General features: G+C 42.6%; 16 protein-coding genes. All 16 read left to right on the plus strand.

Annotation, left to right across the window (positions count from 1 at the left end; translation table 11 throughout):
• Positions 1-401: 401 nt before the first annotated feature.
• Positions 402-899: a nuclear transport factor 2 family protein gene (locus HUJ21_RS14410; RefSeq protein WP_291370934.1), complete on the plus strand. Its 498-nt coding sequence runs from the start codon at positions 402-404 to the stop codon at positions 897-899.
• 156 nt (positions 900-1,055) lie between these two features.
• Positions 1,056-3,473: a TonB-dependent receptor gene (locus HUJ21_RS14415; RefSeq protein ID WP_291370936.1), complete on the plus strand. Its 2,418-nt coding sequence runs from the start codon at positions 1,056-1,058 to the stop codon at positions 3,471-3,473.
• Positions 3,474-3,817: 344 nt separating this feature from the next.
• A complete protein-coding gene (locus HUJ21_RS14420; RefSeq protein ID WP_291370938.1) occupies positions 3,818-4,246 on the plus strand; it encodes a nuclear transport factor 2 family protein in 429 nt (142 codons plus the stop codon).
• A gap of 87 nt (positions 4,247-4,333) precedes the next feature.
• On the plus strand, positions 4,334-5,338 hold the full coding sequence (locus HUJ21_RS14425; protein WP_291370940.1) for an NAD(P)-dependent alcohol dehydrogenase: 1,005 nt from the start codon (positions 4,334-4,336) through the stop codon (positions 5,336-5,338).
• A 99-nt stretch (positions 5,339-5,437) separates the two neighbouring features.
• Entirely contained in the window at positions 5,438-6,073 is a 636-nt protein-coding gene (locus tag HUJ21_RS14430; protein ID WP_291370942.1) for a sulfotransferase family protein, read from the plus strand.
• 348 nt (positions 6,074-6,421) lie between these two features.
• Positions 6,422-7,360: an NAD-dependent epimerase/dehydratase family protein gene (locus tag HUJ21_RS14435; protein ID WP_291370944.1), complete on the plus strand. Its 939-nt coding sequence runs from the start codon at positions 6,422-6,424 to the stop codon at positions 7,358-7,360.
• A gap of 152 nt (positions 7,361-7,512) precedes the next feature.
• On the plus strand, positions 7,513-7,674 hold the full coding sequence (locus HUJ21_RS14440; protein ID WP_291370946.1) for a hypothetical protein: 162 nt from the start codon (positions 7,513-7,515) through the stop codon (positions 7,672-7,674).
• A 265-nt stretch (positions 7,675-7,939) separates the two neighbouring features.
• The gene (locus tag HUJ21_RS14445; protein WP_291370947.1) at positions 7,940-8,845 is read left to right on the plus strand and encodes an oxidoreductase; all 906 of its coding nucleotides are present in this window, start codon (positions 7,940-7,942) and stop codon (positions 8,843-8,845) included.
• Between the two features lie 285 nt (positions 8,846-9,130).
• Positions 9,131-10,111 carry an NAD(P)-dependent alcohol dehydrogenase gene (locus tag HUJ21_RS14450; protein ID WP_291370949.1) on the plus strand — a complete coding sequence of 327 codons (981 nt, stop codon included), beginning with the start codon at positions 9,131-9,133 and terminating at the stop codon, positions 10,109-10,111.
• Positions 10,112-10,235: 124 nt separating this feature from the next.
• Positions 10,236-10,730, plus strand: coding sequence for an RNA polymerase sigma factor (locus HUJ21_RS14455; RefSeq protein ID WP_291370951.1), 495 nt, complete (start codon positions 10,236-10,238; stop codon positions 10,728-10,730).
• On the plus strand, positions 10,714-11,043 hold the full coding sequence (locus HUJ21_RS14460; protein WP_291370953.1) for a hypothetical protein: 330 nt from the start codon (positions 10,714-10,716) through the stop codon (positions 11,041-11,043). The genes HUJ21_RS14455 and HUJ21_RS14460 overlap by 17 nt, the downstream gene beginning before the upstream one ends.
• 17 nt (positions 11,044-11,060) lie before the next feature.
• Complete coding sequence (locus tag HUJ21_RS14465; protein WP_291370955.1) at positions 11,061-11,717, plus strand: hypothetical protein; 657 nt, start codon at positions 11,061-11,063, stop codon at positions 11,715-11,717.
• A 182-nt stretch (positions 11,718-11,899) separates the two neighbouring features.
• Entirely contained in the window at positions 11,900-12,328 is a 429-nt protein-coding gene (locus HUJ21_RS14470; protein WP_291370957.1) for a DUF1801 domain-containing protein, read from the plus strand.
• 91 nt (positions 12,329-12,419) lie between these two features.
• A complete protein-coding gene (locus tag HUJ21_RS14475) occupies positions 12,420-13,136 on the plus strand; it encodes a GDSL-type esterase/lipase family protein (RefSeq protein WP_291370959.1) in 717 nt (238 codons plus the stop codon).
• Between the two features lie 242 nt (positions 13,137-13,378).
• Positions 13,379-13,774 carry a DUF1003 domain-containing protein gene (locus tag HUJ21_RS14480; RefSeq protein ID WP_291370961.1) on the plus strand — a complete coding sequence of 132 codons (396 nt, stop codon included), beginning with the start codon at positions 13,379-13,381 and terminating at the stop codon, positions 13,772-13,774.
• 678 nt (positions 13,775-14,452) lie between these two features.
• Positions 14,453-17,183: PSD1 and planctomycete cytochrome C domain-containing protein (locus HUJ21_RS14485; RefSeq protein WP_291370963.1), on the plus strand; the 2,731-nt coding region annotated here is incomplete at its 3' end.

A 17,183-nucleotide genomic window follows, 5' to 3' on the forward strand; every position in this document is an offset into this window, starting at 1 on the left:
CTTATTTTTCCCCCGCTTTTTGGTGTTTGGATGTTTATTTTTCTAAATGGGGCTTAGGGCCCATGCTTCAAATCCTGCTCGGAAAAGAACTCCATGGACTCCGGACAGTAAACACATCCTTTCGTCCTGGCCTACTTTCCTATCAATGATAATCTATTTACTTTCAAGTCTACCAGTGTCATGTAAAGCGTAAACCTACAGTTAATCCAGTGCTTCTTTTAAGCCATCTCAGCATTACAAAAAGCCTCAAATAGATATTTCTATGCTCGTTTTTTGTGTCTTGACCTAACTCAAACCCCACTACCGCCTTAACCATCATTCAAGCGTTGACATGACACTAGATAAAACTCTCCTTTTCTAAATAATCAAATACAATCCTAATGAAAAATTTCAAAACAATTTTGGCATCTGTATTCTTGCTGTTGCTGACGACACTTGTTTCAATGGCACAGGAAGCAAGGTTGGAATTTCAAAATGCCACAAAAGCGTTGGAAGTAGCCCAAACCTACGCACAAGCACTTCAAGAAGGGGACGTGGCCACGATGAACGCCCAATTCGAAGCAGGAGCCATGATTTATGGTTTGGGCGGAGGCTTGGACTCCCTAACTGTAGCTCAGCACAAAGCATATTACACTGAAAGCACCAATACCTACACGCACAGCCTTTCGCAAGAGCTTTATCTGCCGGTCAAGGTTACCAATAACTGGAATGAGGGCGAATGGATCCTGTCATGGGGGATAAACACGCTTACAAACAAGGCAAGTGGGAAAATAATTGAGGTTCCATACCACTCTGCCTCCCGTATGGAAAATGGTAAAATTACTTTTATGAGATACTGGTATGACATGCTCAATATTCTAGAAACGCAGGGTTTTAAGTTGAATCCACCAGCTAATTGAGTAAATCAACCACTCCGAAATGTCATATTTCCTTCGGTGATCTACGATCGCCAAGGAGATTTATCTCCCCTATCCCGATTAAGAGGTATTTTTTGGCTTGTCTTGAAGAGTTAACGCTGAAAAAACGTACCCCACTAAAAATTTTATTATAACCTAATGAAGGCCCCATTAATTACCATACTGTTTTTTTTATTGGCTTCTGGCGTTTTTTCCCAAGGAATAATCCAGGGAAAAGTACTTGATTACCAGTCAAAAGGAATTTCCTATGCCAGTATATTGCTCAGGAACGAACCGGATTCCTCCCTGATAAAAGGGGCTATTTCCGACGCAAACGGAAACTATATTTTTTCGGATATTCCTAAGGGGCAATACTTTATAGAAGTAACGATCATGGGATATGCCAAAAGTTATTCCGCTCTGTTCCCTTTCTTGGGGACTGAAAAAAATGAGTTGGCGGCTATCCTATTGAAAGAGGAGGACCAGAACCTGGATGAAGTGACCGTAACTGCCACCCGGCCACTATTTGAGTTGGAACAGGGAAAAATGGTGGTCAACGTGGCGAACAGCATTTCCGCTTCCGGCTTATCGGTCATCGATGTATTGGACAGGTCTCCCGGTGTAATGGTAAACAGACAAGGTAATTCGCTTTCTGTCTTAGGGAAAAACGGCGTGGTTATCCTGATGAATGGCCAACGGTTCAGAATGCCCCTAGATGCTGCATATCAGATGCTGGCAGGGCTGAATTCGAGTGATGTTGAAAAGATTGAAATCATCACCGTCCCACCTGCCAACTATGATGCGGATGGTGATGCCGGATTTATCAATATCGTGATGAAAAAGGACAATGATATGATTGGCACCAATGGCTCTCTGACCATCGGACAAGGCTATGGATCAGGCTATAATGGCAATATGAGCTTCAATCTCAACCATCAAGGGCCAAAATTCAGTTGGTTTGGTCTTTTGTCCACGGCTTATGTAGATCAGGTTCAGGAATGGGAACAATTTAGAGGCAACAATAACGGATTTGAAGACATTGGTATTGATACAAACACCGATAGGTTTTCCACTAGAAAGTCTATCAATTATCAGGCAGGATTTGACTACAAATTAAGTACAAACACCATCTTCAGTGGCTTGGTCAGTGGCTATACTAACCGTTGGGATATGACCGCACCCAATGTCACAAAATCCAATTATTCCATCTCCCCGGATACCCTTTTTAGAATGACAACGGTAGAAGTTAATAAATGGAGTCATATCATGGGCAATATCAATCTTCAGCATACATTCCAAAATGGTCAGGTCATCAGTACCAATGTAGATTACCTGACCTACAAAAATTCCAACCCGTCCGGGTATACCATTATCAATTATGATGAATCCAATGATTTGATCGGATCAGAGGAATTCAGAATAACCAAAGATACCCCAATTGAGCTTTGGGTGACAGATCTTAACCACTCCATGAAAATCGGGGAATCAGTAGCCGTAGAATCAGGTGTCCGGGGCACTTTTTCAAAATTCACCAATACAGTTACTTTCGAAGAAAAACTTGGTTCAGATTGGATAATTAATCCCAATTTCAGCAGCGATGGCCTTCTCAATGAAGATATTCTGGCAGCTTTTTCCACAGCAAAAATTGAATTTGATGAAAAAACTACCTTAAATGCCGGGTTAAGGTACGAGAACACCAAAACCAACCTGACGACCGTTTCAGGAGAAAAAATCGTTGACAGGCATTACGGGGATTACTTTCCAACGGCATTTTTATCCAGAAAAATAAATGATGACAACCTGGTACAGGTATCCTATGGACGCAGGATTACCCGCCCTACTTTCAACGAAATGGCACCTTTCGTGTTTTTTTCTGACCCTTTTACCTTTTTCGCCGGAAATGAAAACATCCTCCCTACCTATACCAACACCCTCAAAACAGATTATTCCTACAAAAGTTGGATTTTCTCGGTGCAGCATAGCATGGATAAAGATGTAATTGCACAATTTCAACCTACCCTAAATGAAGATACCAACACCGTATTCCTTAAAACAGAAAATATCGACCAAAGGCAGACGGTATCCATGATTGTCGCTTTCCCCTTGCAATTGACTTCTTGGTGGGAAACCCAAAACAACTTCACGGCAAATTATCAGAAAGTCAATTCAGAACTGAATGGAGAGGCTTATGATGTTGATCAGAAAGGTATTCAGGTAGTGCTCACAAATACTTTTACACTTCCCAAAAAATACACGATTGAGTTGATGGGGTATTATATGTCTCCCAGTATCATGGGATATTACAAGGTACTTTCGCGGGGCTTTCTCAACCTGGGAATCCAAAAAGAATTCCAAAAGGCAGGAGTGTTGAGGTTATCCTGCAACGATATACTCGAAACCAGTCAACTCAGGTGGAGATCATTTGATGGTGCTGATTTAGAATTTTCGGGCAGGTTAAAGTTTGAAAAAAGAGTATTTATGGCTACCTACACCTACAAGTTTGGAAACAGCAAGATCAAAGGTACCAGAGACAGAAATGTAGGCTCCCAGGAAGAACAGAGAAGGGTGACCAATTGATCAAAAGAAAATAAATTGATGCAATCGGACAAAAAAGGAGTGGCCTCGTCCTTTATGCCTTTCATTTCATAAATATAAAGGTTAAATTTTAATCTGCTTTATCACTGAAAGCCAGACCTTAGTCCGTCATTGATTTTTCCAAAATCAAAAAATAAACGATCCCTATGAAATCAGAAAAACCAGAATACTACTGATCGAGACCTATAGCCTACGGATATTTCCATGCCGGAATTCTTAATTGAAATCGAATTGGAAGAACATAAACCTTACTAACTAACTTTTCCAAAGTTTAAAACTTTGGAAAAGTTAGTTAGTAACTTAACAAGTTAAACAGAAAGAATTTAATGAAAACACATAAAGATGATTTAAAAAATGTCACCCAAAATAGGGCTGTAATAGATTCACTCTATAAGGCCTTTGCCGTAGGTGATATCCCTACAGTCCTAGGTATCATGGATCCAAATATCATTTGGAATGAAGCCGAAGGCAATGTGTATGCAGATGGCAATCCGTACAAAGGACCGGAAGCGGTATTGAATGGTGTTTTTGCGCGCATTGGTGAGGAACATGAATATTTTAACTTGAAGGATATCGAGTTGCACGAGATGTTCAATGATAAGGTGTTGGCCACCTTACGCTATGATGCCAAATACAAAAATGGGGGAAATTATGACGCCCAAGTAGCGCATTTTTGGACACTTAAAGGCGGGAAAGTGATTGGTTTTCAGCAATATGTGGATACGAAAAAATTACATGATGCCTTAAGTAAGTAAAAAAAAAAAGCATCATAATAGGTTAAAATCAAAAAATTTAATTTACACCCATTCGACAATACCAACAAGTAAAACTAAATCAAAAATATGAACGTATCCGCATATGCCGCCAATGGCCCCCATGAAAAGTTAAAACCCTTTTCTTACGAACTGGGAGAATTAGGTACTGAGCAAGTCGATATCAGGGTAATCAACTGTGGCATTTGCCACTCAGATCTTAGTATGATGAATAATGACTGGGGAATGACGGCCTATCCCATTGTTCCCGGCCATGAAATCATAGGTGAGGTTGTCGCCGCAGGCAATGCTGTCAAAAATGTAAAAGTCGGGGATAAGGTCGGTTTGGGTTGGCTTTCTGGTTCCTGCATGTCTTGTCATGAGTGTATGAATGGCTCCCATCACCTGTGCTCTACAGCCGAATTCACTATTGGTGGCAGACATGGTGGCTTTGCTGACTACGTTAGAAGCCATTGGTCCTGGGCAATACCGCTACCAGAGGGTATCGATCTGGACAAAGCCGGTCCCTTGCTCTGTGGGGGTATTACCGTGTTTAACCCGATCATTATAGCGGGAGTCAAAGCAACGGATAAAGTTGGCGTCATTGGCATTGGAGGCTTGGGCCATATGGCACTCAAATTCCTGAACAAATGGGGTTGTGAAGTCATTGCTTTTAGCTCCAACCCTGATAAAAAGAAGTCCATCCTGGAAATGGGGGCCACGCAGGTTGTGGATTCCACAAATCCAGAGGAACTGGCCAAAATTGCGGGAAGTTTGAGTTTCATTCTCAATACGACCAATGTTACATTGGATTGGAATTCGTATTTGACAGTTTTAGCCCCAAAAGGAAAGTTTCACAATGTGGGAGCGGTATTAGAACCGATGGCTATTCCTGCATTTTCTCTGATTATGGGGGAAAAGTCTGTTGCAGGAAGTCCTCTCGGAAGCCCGGCCTTGACACGAACCATGCTGGAATTCTGCGTACGACACGACATTTATCCGATTACAGAAGAATTCCCCATGTCTCAAGTCAATGAAGCGATGGAACATCTGGAATCAGGGAAGGCCCGTTTCCGAATAGTACTGAAAAATTAAAGGGTAGCAACATCGCAGGATTAAGCAGTTGTCGTCAAAAAGGGGTACGCCGAAAACCGATTTAGTGTAGTCAGTTAGTAAACAAAAAAAAAATTAATTATGGAATTGAAAGTTATTGGATTAGGCTTGGGAAGAACCGGCACTTATTCGTTGAAAACAGCACTCGAACAACTACAACTGGGTCCTTGCCACCATATGGAGCGTGTGGCGCAAAACATGCCCGTTCAACTGCCACTTTGGAATGAGCTATTGAATCATCCGACCAACTTTGACGCTGTTTATGAAGGCATGCAGAGCGCCGTTGATTGGCCTACCGCTGCCTTCTACCAAGAGCTGTATGCAGCGTATCCGAATGCCAGGTTTATTTTAACACACCGTAGCAAAGAATCGTGGGCAGAAAGCTTTGGTTCTACAATCTACAAACTGCTTAGCGAGCGGGAAAACACACCAGCTCCGGTTCAGGAATGGCTCAATATGGTGGTGAAGGTGATTGAAAAATCAGGTTTTCCAATGGGCCTTGATTTCGACGGCCTGGCAGAAAGATATGAAGCACATAATAAAGCGGTACAGGATTTAATCCCACCCGAGCAGCTACTGGTATATCAGGTAAAGGAAGGATGGGAACCTTTGTGCCAGTTTTTAAACGTAGAGGCCCCTAAAGCAGCATTTCCCCGCACCAATAACCGTGAAGAATTCTGGGATTTGGTGAACGCTGCCACAAAGCCAGCATCTTGATGCTTGCTTTATTCCACTGATCATGTATTCTACAAAAGCAATGGATTCGTATTGCTTGAATCCATGATAGCTAATACGGTTTTTTCACTTACAAGAATTCTAGTTCTTCCGTGAATTCTAAATGAAAAATATACAACAGCCACCGAGAAGAAAAACCAACTGAACTTACAGTAACATAAGCAGAAAAGTCGAAAATAGAACAGACGTAAAACCAAATTTAACAATTATGAAATCGACACGATTAAAATCATCATTAAACACGCAGGGCAATGATTTTTTTATTCGTCAAAGATTCCATAGCCTGCCCCGACTAATCGGAGTGACCTTTAAAAAACAAAATATAAACCCATGAAAAAAGTAGGCATCATCGGGGGTTCAGGCTTTATTGGAAGCTATAACACCCAAAAGTTTTTGAATGAAGGATACCAGGTAAAAGTAACTACAACAGACCTTTCCAAAAAAGAAAAGTACCAGCATTTGCTCGGACTCGAAAAGGCCGGAAATTTGGAAATTGCACAACTTGATGTTGAAAACAAATCAGAGTTGCTTGATTTTTTGAAAGACTGTGAAATCGTTATTCACGGAGGAACACCCTTTCAATTGGATGTGAAAGACCTTCAGAAAGAATTGTTTGATCCTACCATCAAAGGAACGGAAAACTTTCTTGAAGCAGTCCTAAAAACTCCCGGAGTTGAGAAAGTTGTATTTATTGCATCCGTAGCAGCTTACAACACAAACTTTCCATTTTTACCTAAGGGAAAAATGGAAAGTGACCAAATCAGTGAAATTGATACACCATTTATGAGCGATGAAGGCATTCCTTATGCCCAGGCAAAGTTCATTGCTAATCAGACCGTTGATAAATTTATTTCTGACCACCCCAGGCTAAATTTTGAAATCACCTCTGTTTCTCCGGTGGGTGTCATGGGAAAATCAATGTCAAACAGGGAGGATTCCACTTCAACGGGTATTCAATTTTTGTTTAAGAATAAAATCGCCCCAAACCCATTCATCCAAATGATCTATGACATGGATGTATTGTGGGCATTGGTAGATGTAGAAGATGTGGCTGATGCCATTTACAAAGCGGCTACAACCAAAAACATCCATGGGAAAAATTACCTTTTGTCAAGCGAAAGTTATAAGGTATCGGATATCACATTGATGCTGAATAATCAAGCTCCTAAAGACAAGCCTCAAATCGTTTACAGTTCCGATTTGGCACTAAAAGACTTGGGGATAAACTTTAAACCGGCAAGTATTCCTTTAAATAACTATTCCTCTTAAAAACCGCAATTGGTTTTATGTCTGCAAAACATGAGTCCAACCACAACGGTCAATTCAATTACATCAAAAGTAGGCTACTGTGCTAAATGGATTGCGGTGCCTATGAGGAGAAAGGATAGTGTTAAACTAACCTTCATGAATAAACTGGGTGAATGAAAAGAATTGAAGAAATTGACGGGCTTACTGCCTTCTTCCGGAGCAGAGCTGCAGGCCGGAATATTCCCCAAAAGGACACAGTATCCATTCCCAAGCCTGGGAAATATAGCTTAACCCCGAATAGCAAATCACCCCAATTTACCTTAAAAGCAGGGTAGATGGCGGATGGACAGCTAGACATGTGAAATGGAATCAGACAAAAACGCTTTGGTAGTCCATTTTTTAGAGACAGCGTAAAAAATTATACTAATGGCCTGAGTTTAATTTAAATGCTCAACAAATTCCCAATAGTATATCATCTAGAAAATGATGCCCTTTTTTCATTAAAGTATTGTCACTCGATTTGTGATGAAATGCCTCAATCCTTTTTCAAACAATGCGGTTGGTAAAAGGTTACCTACCTTTAAGAAAAACCACAAAAACATGAACCAGACGCATAATTTACCAGAACAAAATGGGCGCATTTTTATCGTTACAGGAGCCAATACAGGCTTGGGTTATGAGAATAGCCTATCATTGGCTAAAAAAGGAGCGAAAGTGATTATGGCCTGCCGGAGCCTGGAAAAAGGCAACGCCGCTAAAGAGATAATAAAAAAAGAAGTACCAAAGGCAGATGTAGAAGTGATGGAAATTGATTTAAGTAGTCTGAATGCTGTGCGGAATTTTGCCAAAGCCTATCAATCAAAATATGACCGCTTGGATGTTTTGATTAATAATGCTGGCGTCATGATGCCTCCTTATACCAAGACAAAAGATGGCTATGAATTACAGTTCGAGGCTAATTTCCTGGGACATTTCCTTCTTACTGGCCTACTATTGGATACAATCCTAAAAACACCCAATTCCAGGATAGTAAACTTAAGCTCAATCGCTCACAAAAATGGGAAGATCAATTTTGACGACCTGCAAAGCGAGAAAAAGTATTCCGCATCAGCCGCTTATGGTCAGTCCAAGCTGGCATGCTTACTATTTGCTTTTGAATTACATAGAAGGCTAAAGAAAGCAGGGCATGATCAAACGATATCAACGGCTGCACATCCAGGTATTGCCACTACCGAGTTGGCCAGGCATATGCCCAAATTAGTTTATGGTATTTTGAAATACACAGTGGCACCACTACTGACGCATGCGCCAAAAGAAGGTGCGAAACCTACCATGGTAGCGGCAATTGGTGATGCAGCAGGGGGTGACTATTTTGGCCCAACAGGATTTCAAGAGTTCAAAGGAAAGCCGGGTAAAGTATCCGGCACAGCATTAGCAAATGATGAAGATGTGGCAAAACGGCTCTGGGAAGTAGCAGAAGAATTAGTGGGAATGAAATATTTATAATAGTTGCCGTAATCCAAAACACTATGATTTTTTTCCTCCTTAAATGAAAAACCTACTTGTTTTGAGCTAGCGCACAGGTAATCGTCTTAAAATACCCTACTTTTAATGTATGTAACCGTTTTCGGCTTATATTTCCAATAGATCAGTGGGAGATGGCCAAATTGACTGGAAAATGACCTTCGATGCGGTAGGTATGCAAGTTTGAGCATAAATGCGGTTGCAGTTCTCATGCTTCAGACAATCGGGTTTCAACAGACTTGTGTAAACGAAAAAGCCGCTTAGAAAATGAAAGCCGCAGGATTTATAAAATACGGAAAACCGGAAAAAGTACTTGAAATCAAAGAGGTGGATTTCCCAATTCCAGGAAAAGGAGAGGTATTGGTTAGCATTGTGGCTACAGCAATAAATGACTACGATTGGAGCCTGGTAAGGGGCAAACCCTACCTCTACCGACTATTATTTGGCCTGTTTAAGCCCAAGGCGCAAATCCCTGGAATGGAATTAGCAGGAATTGTGCAGGAGGTCGGTTCAGACGTGACAAAATTTACTGTTGGAGATGCTGTTTATGGGGATATTTCGGCATTCGGCTTTGGAACCTTTGCCGAAAACGTCTGCATTGATGCAAATGCATTGGAAAAAAAAACTGTTGACCTTGGTTTCGATGAGGCAAGCGCCGTTCCTCATGCATTCTGCCTTGCCATCCAGGCGCTACGGGACCTGGGAAATATTAAAAAAGGGCAGAAAATCCTTATCAACGGTGCCGGTGGTGGTGTAGGAACCTTTGCTGTGCAGTTGGCCAAACTGGAAGGTTGTGTGGTAACCGGAGTTGATTCAGGAGAGAAACTGGAGCAAATGAAAGCCAACGGGTACGATTACGTCATGGACTTCAAGCAAACCAATTTCACAAGGAGGGGCGAGACCTATGATTTGATCCTGGATTGCAAAACAAACCAATATCCCTGGTCTTACTTAAGGGCGTTGCGCCCCAAAGGAAAATACATTACCATCGGAGGCAAACCGGCAAGCTTAATAAATACGCTCTTTTTCAGCAAAATACTATCCTTATTTTCCTCCAAAAAGCTTCAAATACTAAGTTTGAAATCCAACAAGGATTTGAGCTATTTTCAGGAACTCTTTAACAAAAAAAACATTAAAATCGTCATTGACGGACCTTATTCACTCGAAGACATCCCAAGACTCATACAATACTTCGGTGAAGGAAAGCATCAGGGCAAGGTGGTGATCAGGCTGGAGCATACTAAATAACTGCGTGCAGATTTGCTTTTTAGACGTCTCCCAAATCCCCGAAAAACGAAATACTCGATTTTTTTTTTGCTTTTTTCTACGTTCAAGTCATATATCTGGGTTTAGAAGACACCAATAGGCAACAATGACAAGAGACCAACTTGAAGCACTCGTAAAATACCTTCATAAGGACGCGTTTCTATGGGCAAGGCAATGTTGCGGCTTTGATGGGGAAATGGCCCGGGATGTTCTGCAACATGTTTACCTCAAGATCCTGGAAGGAAAGGCAACTTTCCACCAGCAATCGGCAGCGAAGACCTGGTTGTTTGCCGTCATCCGCTACACTTCCCTCGAATGGATACGAAAAAAACCCGTTGAAAATTCGCTTCCGGAGATCATTGAAATAGAAGACCAAATACCGGAACAGGAGGAACGGATCTCTCACGAAGCACTTATACAACTGCTTCCTGCAAGACAAAAAGAGGTGCTATTACTCGTTTTCTACCACGGCCTTACTTTGGAAAAAGCAGCCGGCATCATGCAAGTAAGCCTGGGTACCGCCCGCACACACTATGACCGGGGTAAGAAAAATCTAAAATGTTTGATAATAAACCAAAGGGAACATGAAGACAGCAAATGAATTAAAGGATCCGGTGCTCGAAGATTTCTTCGCGGCATACAAACGGCATGACGGCCATTTGCCGATTCCGGAATTTCCAAAACGTCACAAGAAAACTAAAAAAAGAGTACTTGCCATTTTAGGGATAGCAGCTTCCCTGGCTGTTGGGGTATTCTATTTTCAAAAGGGAGAGGAAGAAATTTCCCTTGAACGGGACGTGTTGGTAATCTCCCTGGAGAAAAACGAAAATCAGGACCCAACTATTGTTGTGACGGCGACTACTTCCATGGATATCTGGGAATCGCCCACCTCATCTCTATTAACCGAATTCTAACAAAACCCCTAAATAAAATGAAGACTGTATTTATATTTCTCCTGGTGTTGTTTGCTGATTTCGCCCAGGCACAGGACCTGTTTCACAATCACCTCTACGCTGCCGACCTGGTTATGCGTCATCGCGATAAAATTAAACTTACCGATCAACAGGCAACTACCATTAAGGAAATCCATAGCAAAAATGCAGGGGAATTCAGCACCCTCAAGTGGGATCTGGAAGAAGCGACCTCCACGCTAAAGGACTTGGTGGATAATCCAAAAGTGAGCCTGGACGCAGTTGAAAAGCAAATGGACCTGGTACTCTCCTTGGAAAACCAACTGAAAAAACTGCAGCTTGCAACGCTCGTAATCATTAAAAATGAGCTCACTGAAGTGCAACAGCAGCAGTTGGATGAAACCAAATCCATGGGAGGAGCCACAAATGTAATCGGGTACGGAACAAACCAGTCCAGCAATAAAAACCAATCCATCCGCATCGTGGATAGCAATGCAGGCAAGGATAACCCACTTTTTCTCCTTATCGAAGATGGAAAGGAAAAAATAGTCGAAAATCCGGCTGACATACATCCGGATTCTATCGAAAGCGTTTCGGTGCTAAAAGGACCAAACGCAGTCAAAAAATATGGTGAGAAAGGGAAAAACGGAGTCGTGGTTATTACTTTAAAGCAGTAAACCGTTCTACCCTAATCCTTCCCCTAGAAAAAACCGGGTAGTAATGTGATTTATTAGCTAACTTTAAATCAAGTACAGTTAACCGACAGCGGGTTTCGCTCACTGTTGGTATTGAAAGGGTTATAAAAAAGGCCAATCGAAATACAGTTTTAAATTTACCCTCCGCCAACTAAAAACAGACCATGGGAAAGCTAGTACGAAAAACAAACCCAAAAGTAAATGAGCTATTTGACAGGTATCCCGAAGCCGTTCAGGAAAAAATGGCTTTCTTACGGGAATTGGTTATCGAAACGGCGGAAGAAATGGAGGGTGTAGACGAACTGGTGGAAACGTTAAAATGGGGCGAACCTGGTTTCCTGACAAAAAATGGCAGCACCATCAGGATGGATTGGAAAGCAAAAGAACCGGATCAGTATGCGCTGTATTTCCAATGCACCAGTCGCCTGGTAGATACCTTTAGAATAGTATTTGACCATACCTTTCAATATGAGGGTAATCGGGCAATTGTGTTTCAGTTGAACCAGCAAATCCCGGTACCGGAACTGAAGGAATGCATCAAAGCAGCTTTAAGGTACCACAAAGTAAAGGACCAACTGACTTTGGGAATTTGATTTGAAGAAATCAACCTGCAGAAAGTCAAAAGCCGGTAGATTCTCCTTATATTCAGAAGATGGACAAGCAGAGCATACTGTCACTATTTCAATGAAAATCTCACTACTTAGCATTTTATTAGGCTTCATGGTATCGTACCATTCGGTATGGGGCACCACCGACAGCCTGCCGACAAGCTCCGGTTACCTGGAGGAAATAAAAAATGAGTTACGAAAAGAATGGCCCAGCAACCGGACCATAAATCTGGTATTTCACGGTCATAGCGTACCGGCAGGTTATTTCAAAACGCCGCTTGTCAACACGATTGATGCCTACCCCTATCAGGTTCTCAGGCAATTGAAAGACAGGTATCCCTTTGCCGTAATTAATATTATCAATACATCTATAGGCGGGGAGAACGCTGTAAGTGGCCAAAAAAGGTTTGAAACCGAGGTTCTTAATCATAATCCTGATGTTTTATTTATAGACTATGCACTGAACGATAGACGAGCAGAACTAGGAGAAGCCAGGAAGGCCTGGGAAAAAATGATTGAAAGTGCGAAGCGGAAAGGGGTGAAAATTATTTTATTGACTCCATCCCCGGATCTGGGTGTGGACCTGTCCGAAAAAGACAATGAGCTAGAGAAACATGCCAACCAAATTACAGAGCTGGCTATGGAATATGAAACAGGCCTGGCAGACAGCTATTATCATTTCAAACAACTTCAGACGGACTGTGACTGTGTAGCCGACTACATGTCTCAAAGCAACCACCCGAATGCGGATGGGCACCGCCTCATTGCTTTGGAAATCATGAAGTACTTTTAAAATAAGTAGCAGATTCAAAACCCGGAAAAACACATAAACTCCTTAAATAAGGAACTGAAATGGAACAAACCAGCCCCTGCTTATTTCATGCCAATAGGGTCTTCAAATCCTTATCCGAAACAAGGATCTTCAACAGAAAACAACTCCCAACGACATTTCCACTTTAGGCATTCCTGGCATAAAGCAAAAATATTGAGATGCATTCAAACAAAAACTGCTGTAAATTCAAATGAAAAACGCATATGGACAAAGAAATAGACAAACTACTCTCAGCTAAAACAGCTCAAATCAAGAAGCTTCAGGACATCGTAAAAAAAGCCATCGAAGATGAAAACCTGATCACTACAAACTTGTTGAATCCTCCTAAGGAAATGTTAACTAAAGGAGAGAGTTTCTCTGATCATGTGGCAAAATTTGGAGGAAGCTGGTCATTCATCATCCTGTTCTTTACACTATTGGCGGCTTGGATTCTTTTTAACAGCTTATCTCCGGTAAAGGACATCTTTGACCCCTATCCGTTCATATTGATGAACCTTATTCTTTCCTGTATTGCCGCCTTACAAGCTCCGGTAATCATGATGAGCCAAAACCGGCAGGAAGAAAAAGACAGAAAACGAAGCGAAACGATTATCTTATAAATTTAAAGGCAGAATTGGAAATTAACGCGTTAAATCAAAAAATTGACCTTATCATTGAAGAACAAATACAATCATTAATGGATAGTCAGGCAGCGCAGTTGGAAATATTAAAAAGAATTGAAAAGAAACATCGACAATAAGCGGTTATGACCAGATCATCGCTTACTGGAAAACCAATTTTGGAATAAGTGGAGCCGGGTACGATTTTTTCCCAGACTACAAAACTACCCAATTAACCTACCCCTATCTGAGGTGAGGGTACTTCAGTTATATGTCTCTATTTATTTACCATCTCAACTATTGAGTAAAATAGGATCGGTATTCAACGAAAAAATTTCCGCATACAGGCCTTAAAATTATAAGGTAAGGGTAACCTCATTTACTGTTGCTTTATCACAATGGTCAAGAGATTTTAATTCAGGGCTAAAAGCGAATAACGAAAATTTATTATATATCACATCACACTGTATTTTTGACTTAATATAAGCAATTTTCCAAACTTAGAACAACCTGAATTTGGAAATTCCCAACTGTTGTATTGATTGTTGGGTAAGTTATAGGCCAGTTGGAGGTTCACCCTACCAAAAAAACTGTAAATCTCCGTCCACCGCCCGCAATACCTTGTGATTCCAGGCTTTTCTGGCTAATTTGGCATTATTATTTGCAGACGTTTCACCCATGAAAAAATCAGGTCTTTTTATTGGATTGGCCAGTTTGCTGCTGGCAGGAACCATTTTCTTTGCCTTATCCAGGGAAATTGAGATTGACTTCAGTACGCAGGTAAAACCCATCCTGAACCAGCACTGCATCTCGTGTCATGGAGGAGTAAAGAAGAATGCGGGATTCAGCCTGCTTTTTGAAGAAGAAGCCCTGGCTGCTACTGAGTCCGGACATCCTGCCATCGTTCCGGGAGATGCGGGAAGCAGTGAATTCATCAGCCGGCTAAAACATGAAGACCCTGAATTGCGCATGCCCTATGACAAACCTCCCCTTAGTCAGGAGGAAATCAAAATCCTTACAGACTGGGTCAATGAGGGGGCAGCATGGGGCAAACACTGGGCTTATGAGCCTCCCCAAAAACCAAATGTGCCGGAGACCATCCTCCAAGCGGGTTTTTCTTCTGAATCCAGCGGTGATTTCTTCAGGAATGACATTGACAATTTTATAGCAGCAGCACTAAAAAACAAGGAACTCCTGCCCTCACCTGAAGCCGATCCCATGACAATCCTCAGAAGGCTTAGCCTGGATTTGACAGGACTTCCTCCAGACGAAAAACTGGTTGAAAAATGGGAGTCAGGAACCATTACCTATGAAACATTGGTGGATGAACTTTTAGCTCATCCGGGTTTTGGAGAAAAATGGGCTTCCTGGTGGCTGGATCTGGCCCGTTATGCAGATACTAAAGGCTATGAGCGGGATGTAGGCAGGGAAATGTGGGCTTACCGCGATTGGGTGATCAAAGCATTGAACCAGGACATGCCCTTTGACCAGTTCACCATTGAGCAATTGGCGGGAGACCTTTTGCCTGACCCCAGTTTAGACCAGCTTACCGCAACTGCCTTCCACCGCAATACCATGAACAATGATGAAGGGGGTACTGAGGACGAAGAGTTCAGGGTTGCGGCAGTAATAGACCGCACCAATACTACCTTTGAGGTTTGGCAGAGCACTACCATAGCTTGCGTGCAATGCCATAGCCATCCTTATGATCCCTTTAAATTTGAGGATTATTACCAGTCCATGGCTTTTTTCAACAACAGCCGGGACGAGGACACCCATGGAGAGGAGCCGAAATTGAAATTTTATCAGGGGGAAGACAGCATTCAGGTTGCCAATATTAAATCCTGGGTTGGGGAATATGGAAATAAGGACTTGCAGGAAAAAATGGAAAATATCCTGTTATTTCAGGAGCCAAAATACCATGCACACCTTGCCGAAGACTTTGAAAACGGGGAATTGATCGATACCAAATGGCTGGGGCTCTGGGATGATGGCTCCTGCTATTTTCGGGGAATGAACACCGGTGGATCCGCCTATATCTACCTGAATTACTGGACAGGAAATGAAGGAAACTTTCTGACCATCCGAAAAGGAGGACCGGAGGGAGAGGTTCTGAGCCAGTTTCGTCTCGGAAAAACGGATGGCAGGGAAATTCGCCGCTTTCCTATAAAAGAAATTCAGGGGGAGGTAGACCTGTATTTCCATATGGAAAATAAAACCCTTGGTCCCCAGCAAACTACCTCGGCCATTAACTGGATAGCCTTTTTCCCGGATCTGCCGGGTAAAAACCAACCAGGATTCACCGAAACAGAAAAAAGCTTTTTAGCGTTGCTCAACACAAACACCCCGACGCTCCCCATCATGATTGAAAATCCCGATTACATGAAAAGGGAAACCCGGATTTTTGAAAGGGGCAACTGGCTCATGAAGGGTGAAGTGGTGAGGCCGGATGTTCCGGAAGTCCTGAATGCCTGGAACCCCGACTGGCCCCGAAACAGACTGGGATTAGCTTACTGGCTGACTAGTAAAGAGAACCCATTGACTGCCAGAACCATGGCCAACAGACTCTGGGCCCAATTATTTGGCAGGGGCCTGGTTGCCACCCTTGAAGATATGGGCACGCAATCAGAACCCCCAAGTCACAGGGAATTACTGGACTGGCTAGCCATGCGTTTTATGCATGAGCATGGCTGGCAGATCAAACCCCTGATCAAGGACATGGTGCTTTCAGGCACCTACCGGCAATCTTCCCTTTCCTCTGCCGAATTGTATGAGAAAGACCCGGACAACAAATGGTACGCCAGAGGCCCGAGGTTCAGGTTAAGTGCCGAACAAATCCGGGACCAGGCATTGGCCGTGTCCGGTCTGCTGAGCAGCAAAATGTATGGAAAAAGTGTCATGCCGCCACAACCGGACAATGTATGGCAAACCGTTTACAATGGAGAATCCTGGAGCACCAGTGAGGGCGAGGACCGCTACCGCAGATCGGTATATACTTACCTGAAAAGGACCAGCCCCTACCCTTCCTTCATCACCTTTGATGCCGGCAGTAGGGAAGTATGCACCATTGACCGAACCCTTACCAATACCCCCTTGCAGGCTTTGGTGACCATGAATGATCCGGTTTATCAGGAAGCAGCTTTTCACCTGGCAGTACAAATGCAAAAAACCCCGGAAGATAAACCCATTGCCTGGGCTTATAAAAAGCTACTGCTGCATCCCATCAGCCCAAATAAACAGCAACAGCTGGAACAGCTGTACCAATATGCCCTGAATGACTTCATTAAAGAGCCCGAGGCCATGGCAGAATGGCTGCAATTTGCGGATGAGGAAAGCAAAACACCTGAACTTGCCGCCCTGGCAGTTGTAGCCAATGCGCTGCGGAATCTGGACGATTATTTAAACAAAT

This window comes from Cyclobacterium sp. (assembly GCF_014762705.1).
In the GTDB taxonomy this organism is placed as follows: domain Bacteria; phylum Bacteroidota; class Bacteroidia; order Cytophagales; family Cyclobacteriaceae; genus Cyclobacterium.

What these genes read in the sequence shown, in the direction of transcription:
- HUJ21_RS14415 (WP_291370936.1), top strand. Translation starts at nt 1,056, where the DNA reads ATGAAGGCCCCATTAATTACCATACTGTTTTTTTTATTGGCTTCTGGC.
- HUJ21_RS14470 (WP_291370957.1), top strand. Translation starts at nt 11,900, where the DNA reads ATGGGAAAGCTAGTACGAAAAACAAACCCAAAAGTAAATGAGCTATTT.
- HUJ21_RS14435 (WP_291370944.1), top strand. Translation starts at nt 6,422, where the DNA reads ATGAAAAAAGTAGGCATCATCGGGGGTTCAGGCTTTATTGGAAGCTAT.
- HUJ21_RS14480 (WP_291370961.1), top strand. Translation starts at nt 13,379, where the DNA reads ATGGACAAAGAAATAGACAAACTACTCTCAGCTAAAACAGCTCAAATC.
- HUJ21_RS14445 (WP_291370947.1), top strand. Translation starts at nt 7,940, where the DNA reads ATGAACCAGACGCATAATTTACCAGAACAAAATGGGCGCATTTTTATC.
- HUJ21_RS14420 (WP_291370938.1), top strand. Translation starts at nt 3,818, where the DNA reads ATGAAAACACATAAAGATGATTTAAAAAATGTCACCCAAAATAGGGCT.
- HUJ21_RS14460 (WP_291370953.1), top strand. Translation starts at nt 10,714, where the DNA reads ATGAAGACAGCAAATGAATTAAAGGATCCGGTGCTCGAAGATTTCTTC.
- HUJ21_RS14425 (WP_291370940.1), top strand. Translation starts at nt 4,334, where the DNA reads ATGAACGTATCCGCATATGCCGCCAATGGCCCCCATGAAAAGTTAAAA.
- HUJ21_RS14455 (WP_291370951.1), top strand. Translation starts at nt 10,236, where the DNA reads ATGACAAGAGACCAACTTGAAGCACTCGTAAAATACCTTCATAAGGAC.
- HUJ21_RS14450 (WP_291370949.1), top strand. Translation starts at nt 9,131, where the DNA reads ATGAAAGCCGCAGGATTTATAAAATACGGAAAACCGGAAAAAGTACTT.
- HUJ21_RS14475 (WP_291370959.1), top strand. Translation starts at nt 12,420, where the DNA reads ATGAAAATCTCACTACTTAGCATTTTATTAGGCTTCATGGTATCGTAC.
- HUJ21_RS14465 (WP_291370955.1), top strand. Translation starts at nt 11,061, where the DNA reads ATGAAGACTGTATTTATATTTCTCCTGGTGTTGTTTGCTGATTTCGCC.
- HUJ21_RS14440 (WP_291370946.1), top strand. Translation starts at nt 7,513, where the DNA reads ATGAAAAGAATTGAAGAAATTGACGGGCTTACTGCCTTCTTCCGGAGC.
- HUJ21_RS14430 (WP_291370942.1), top strand. Translation starts at nt 5,438, where the DNA reads ATGGAATTGAAAGTTATTGGATTAGGCTTGGGAAGAACCGGCACTTAT.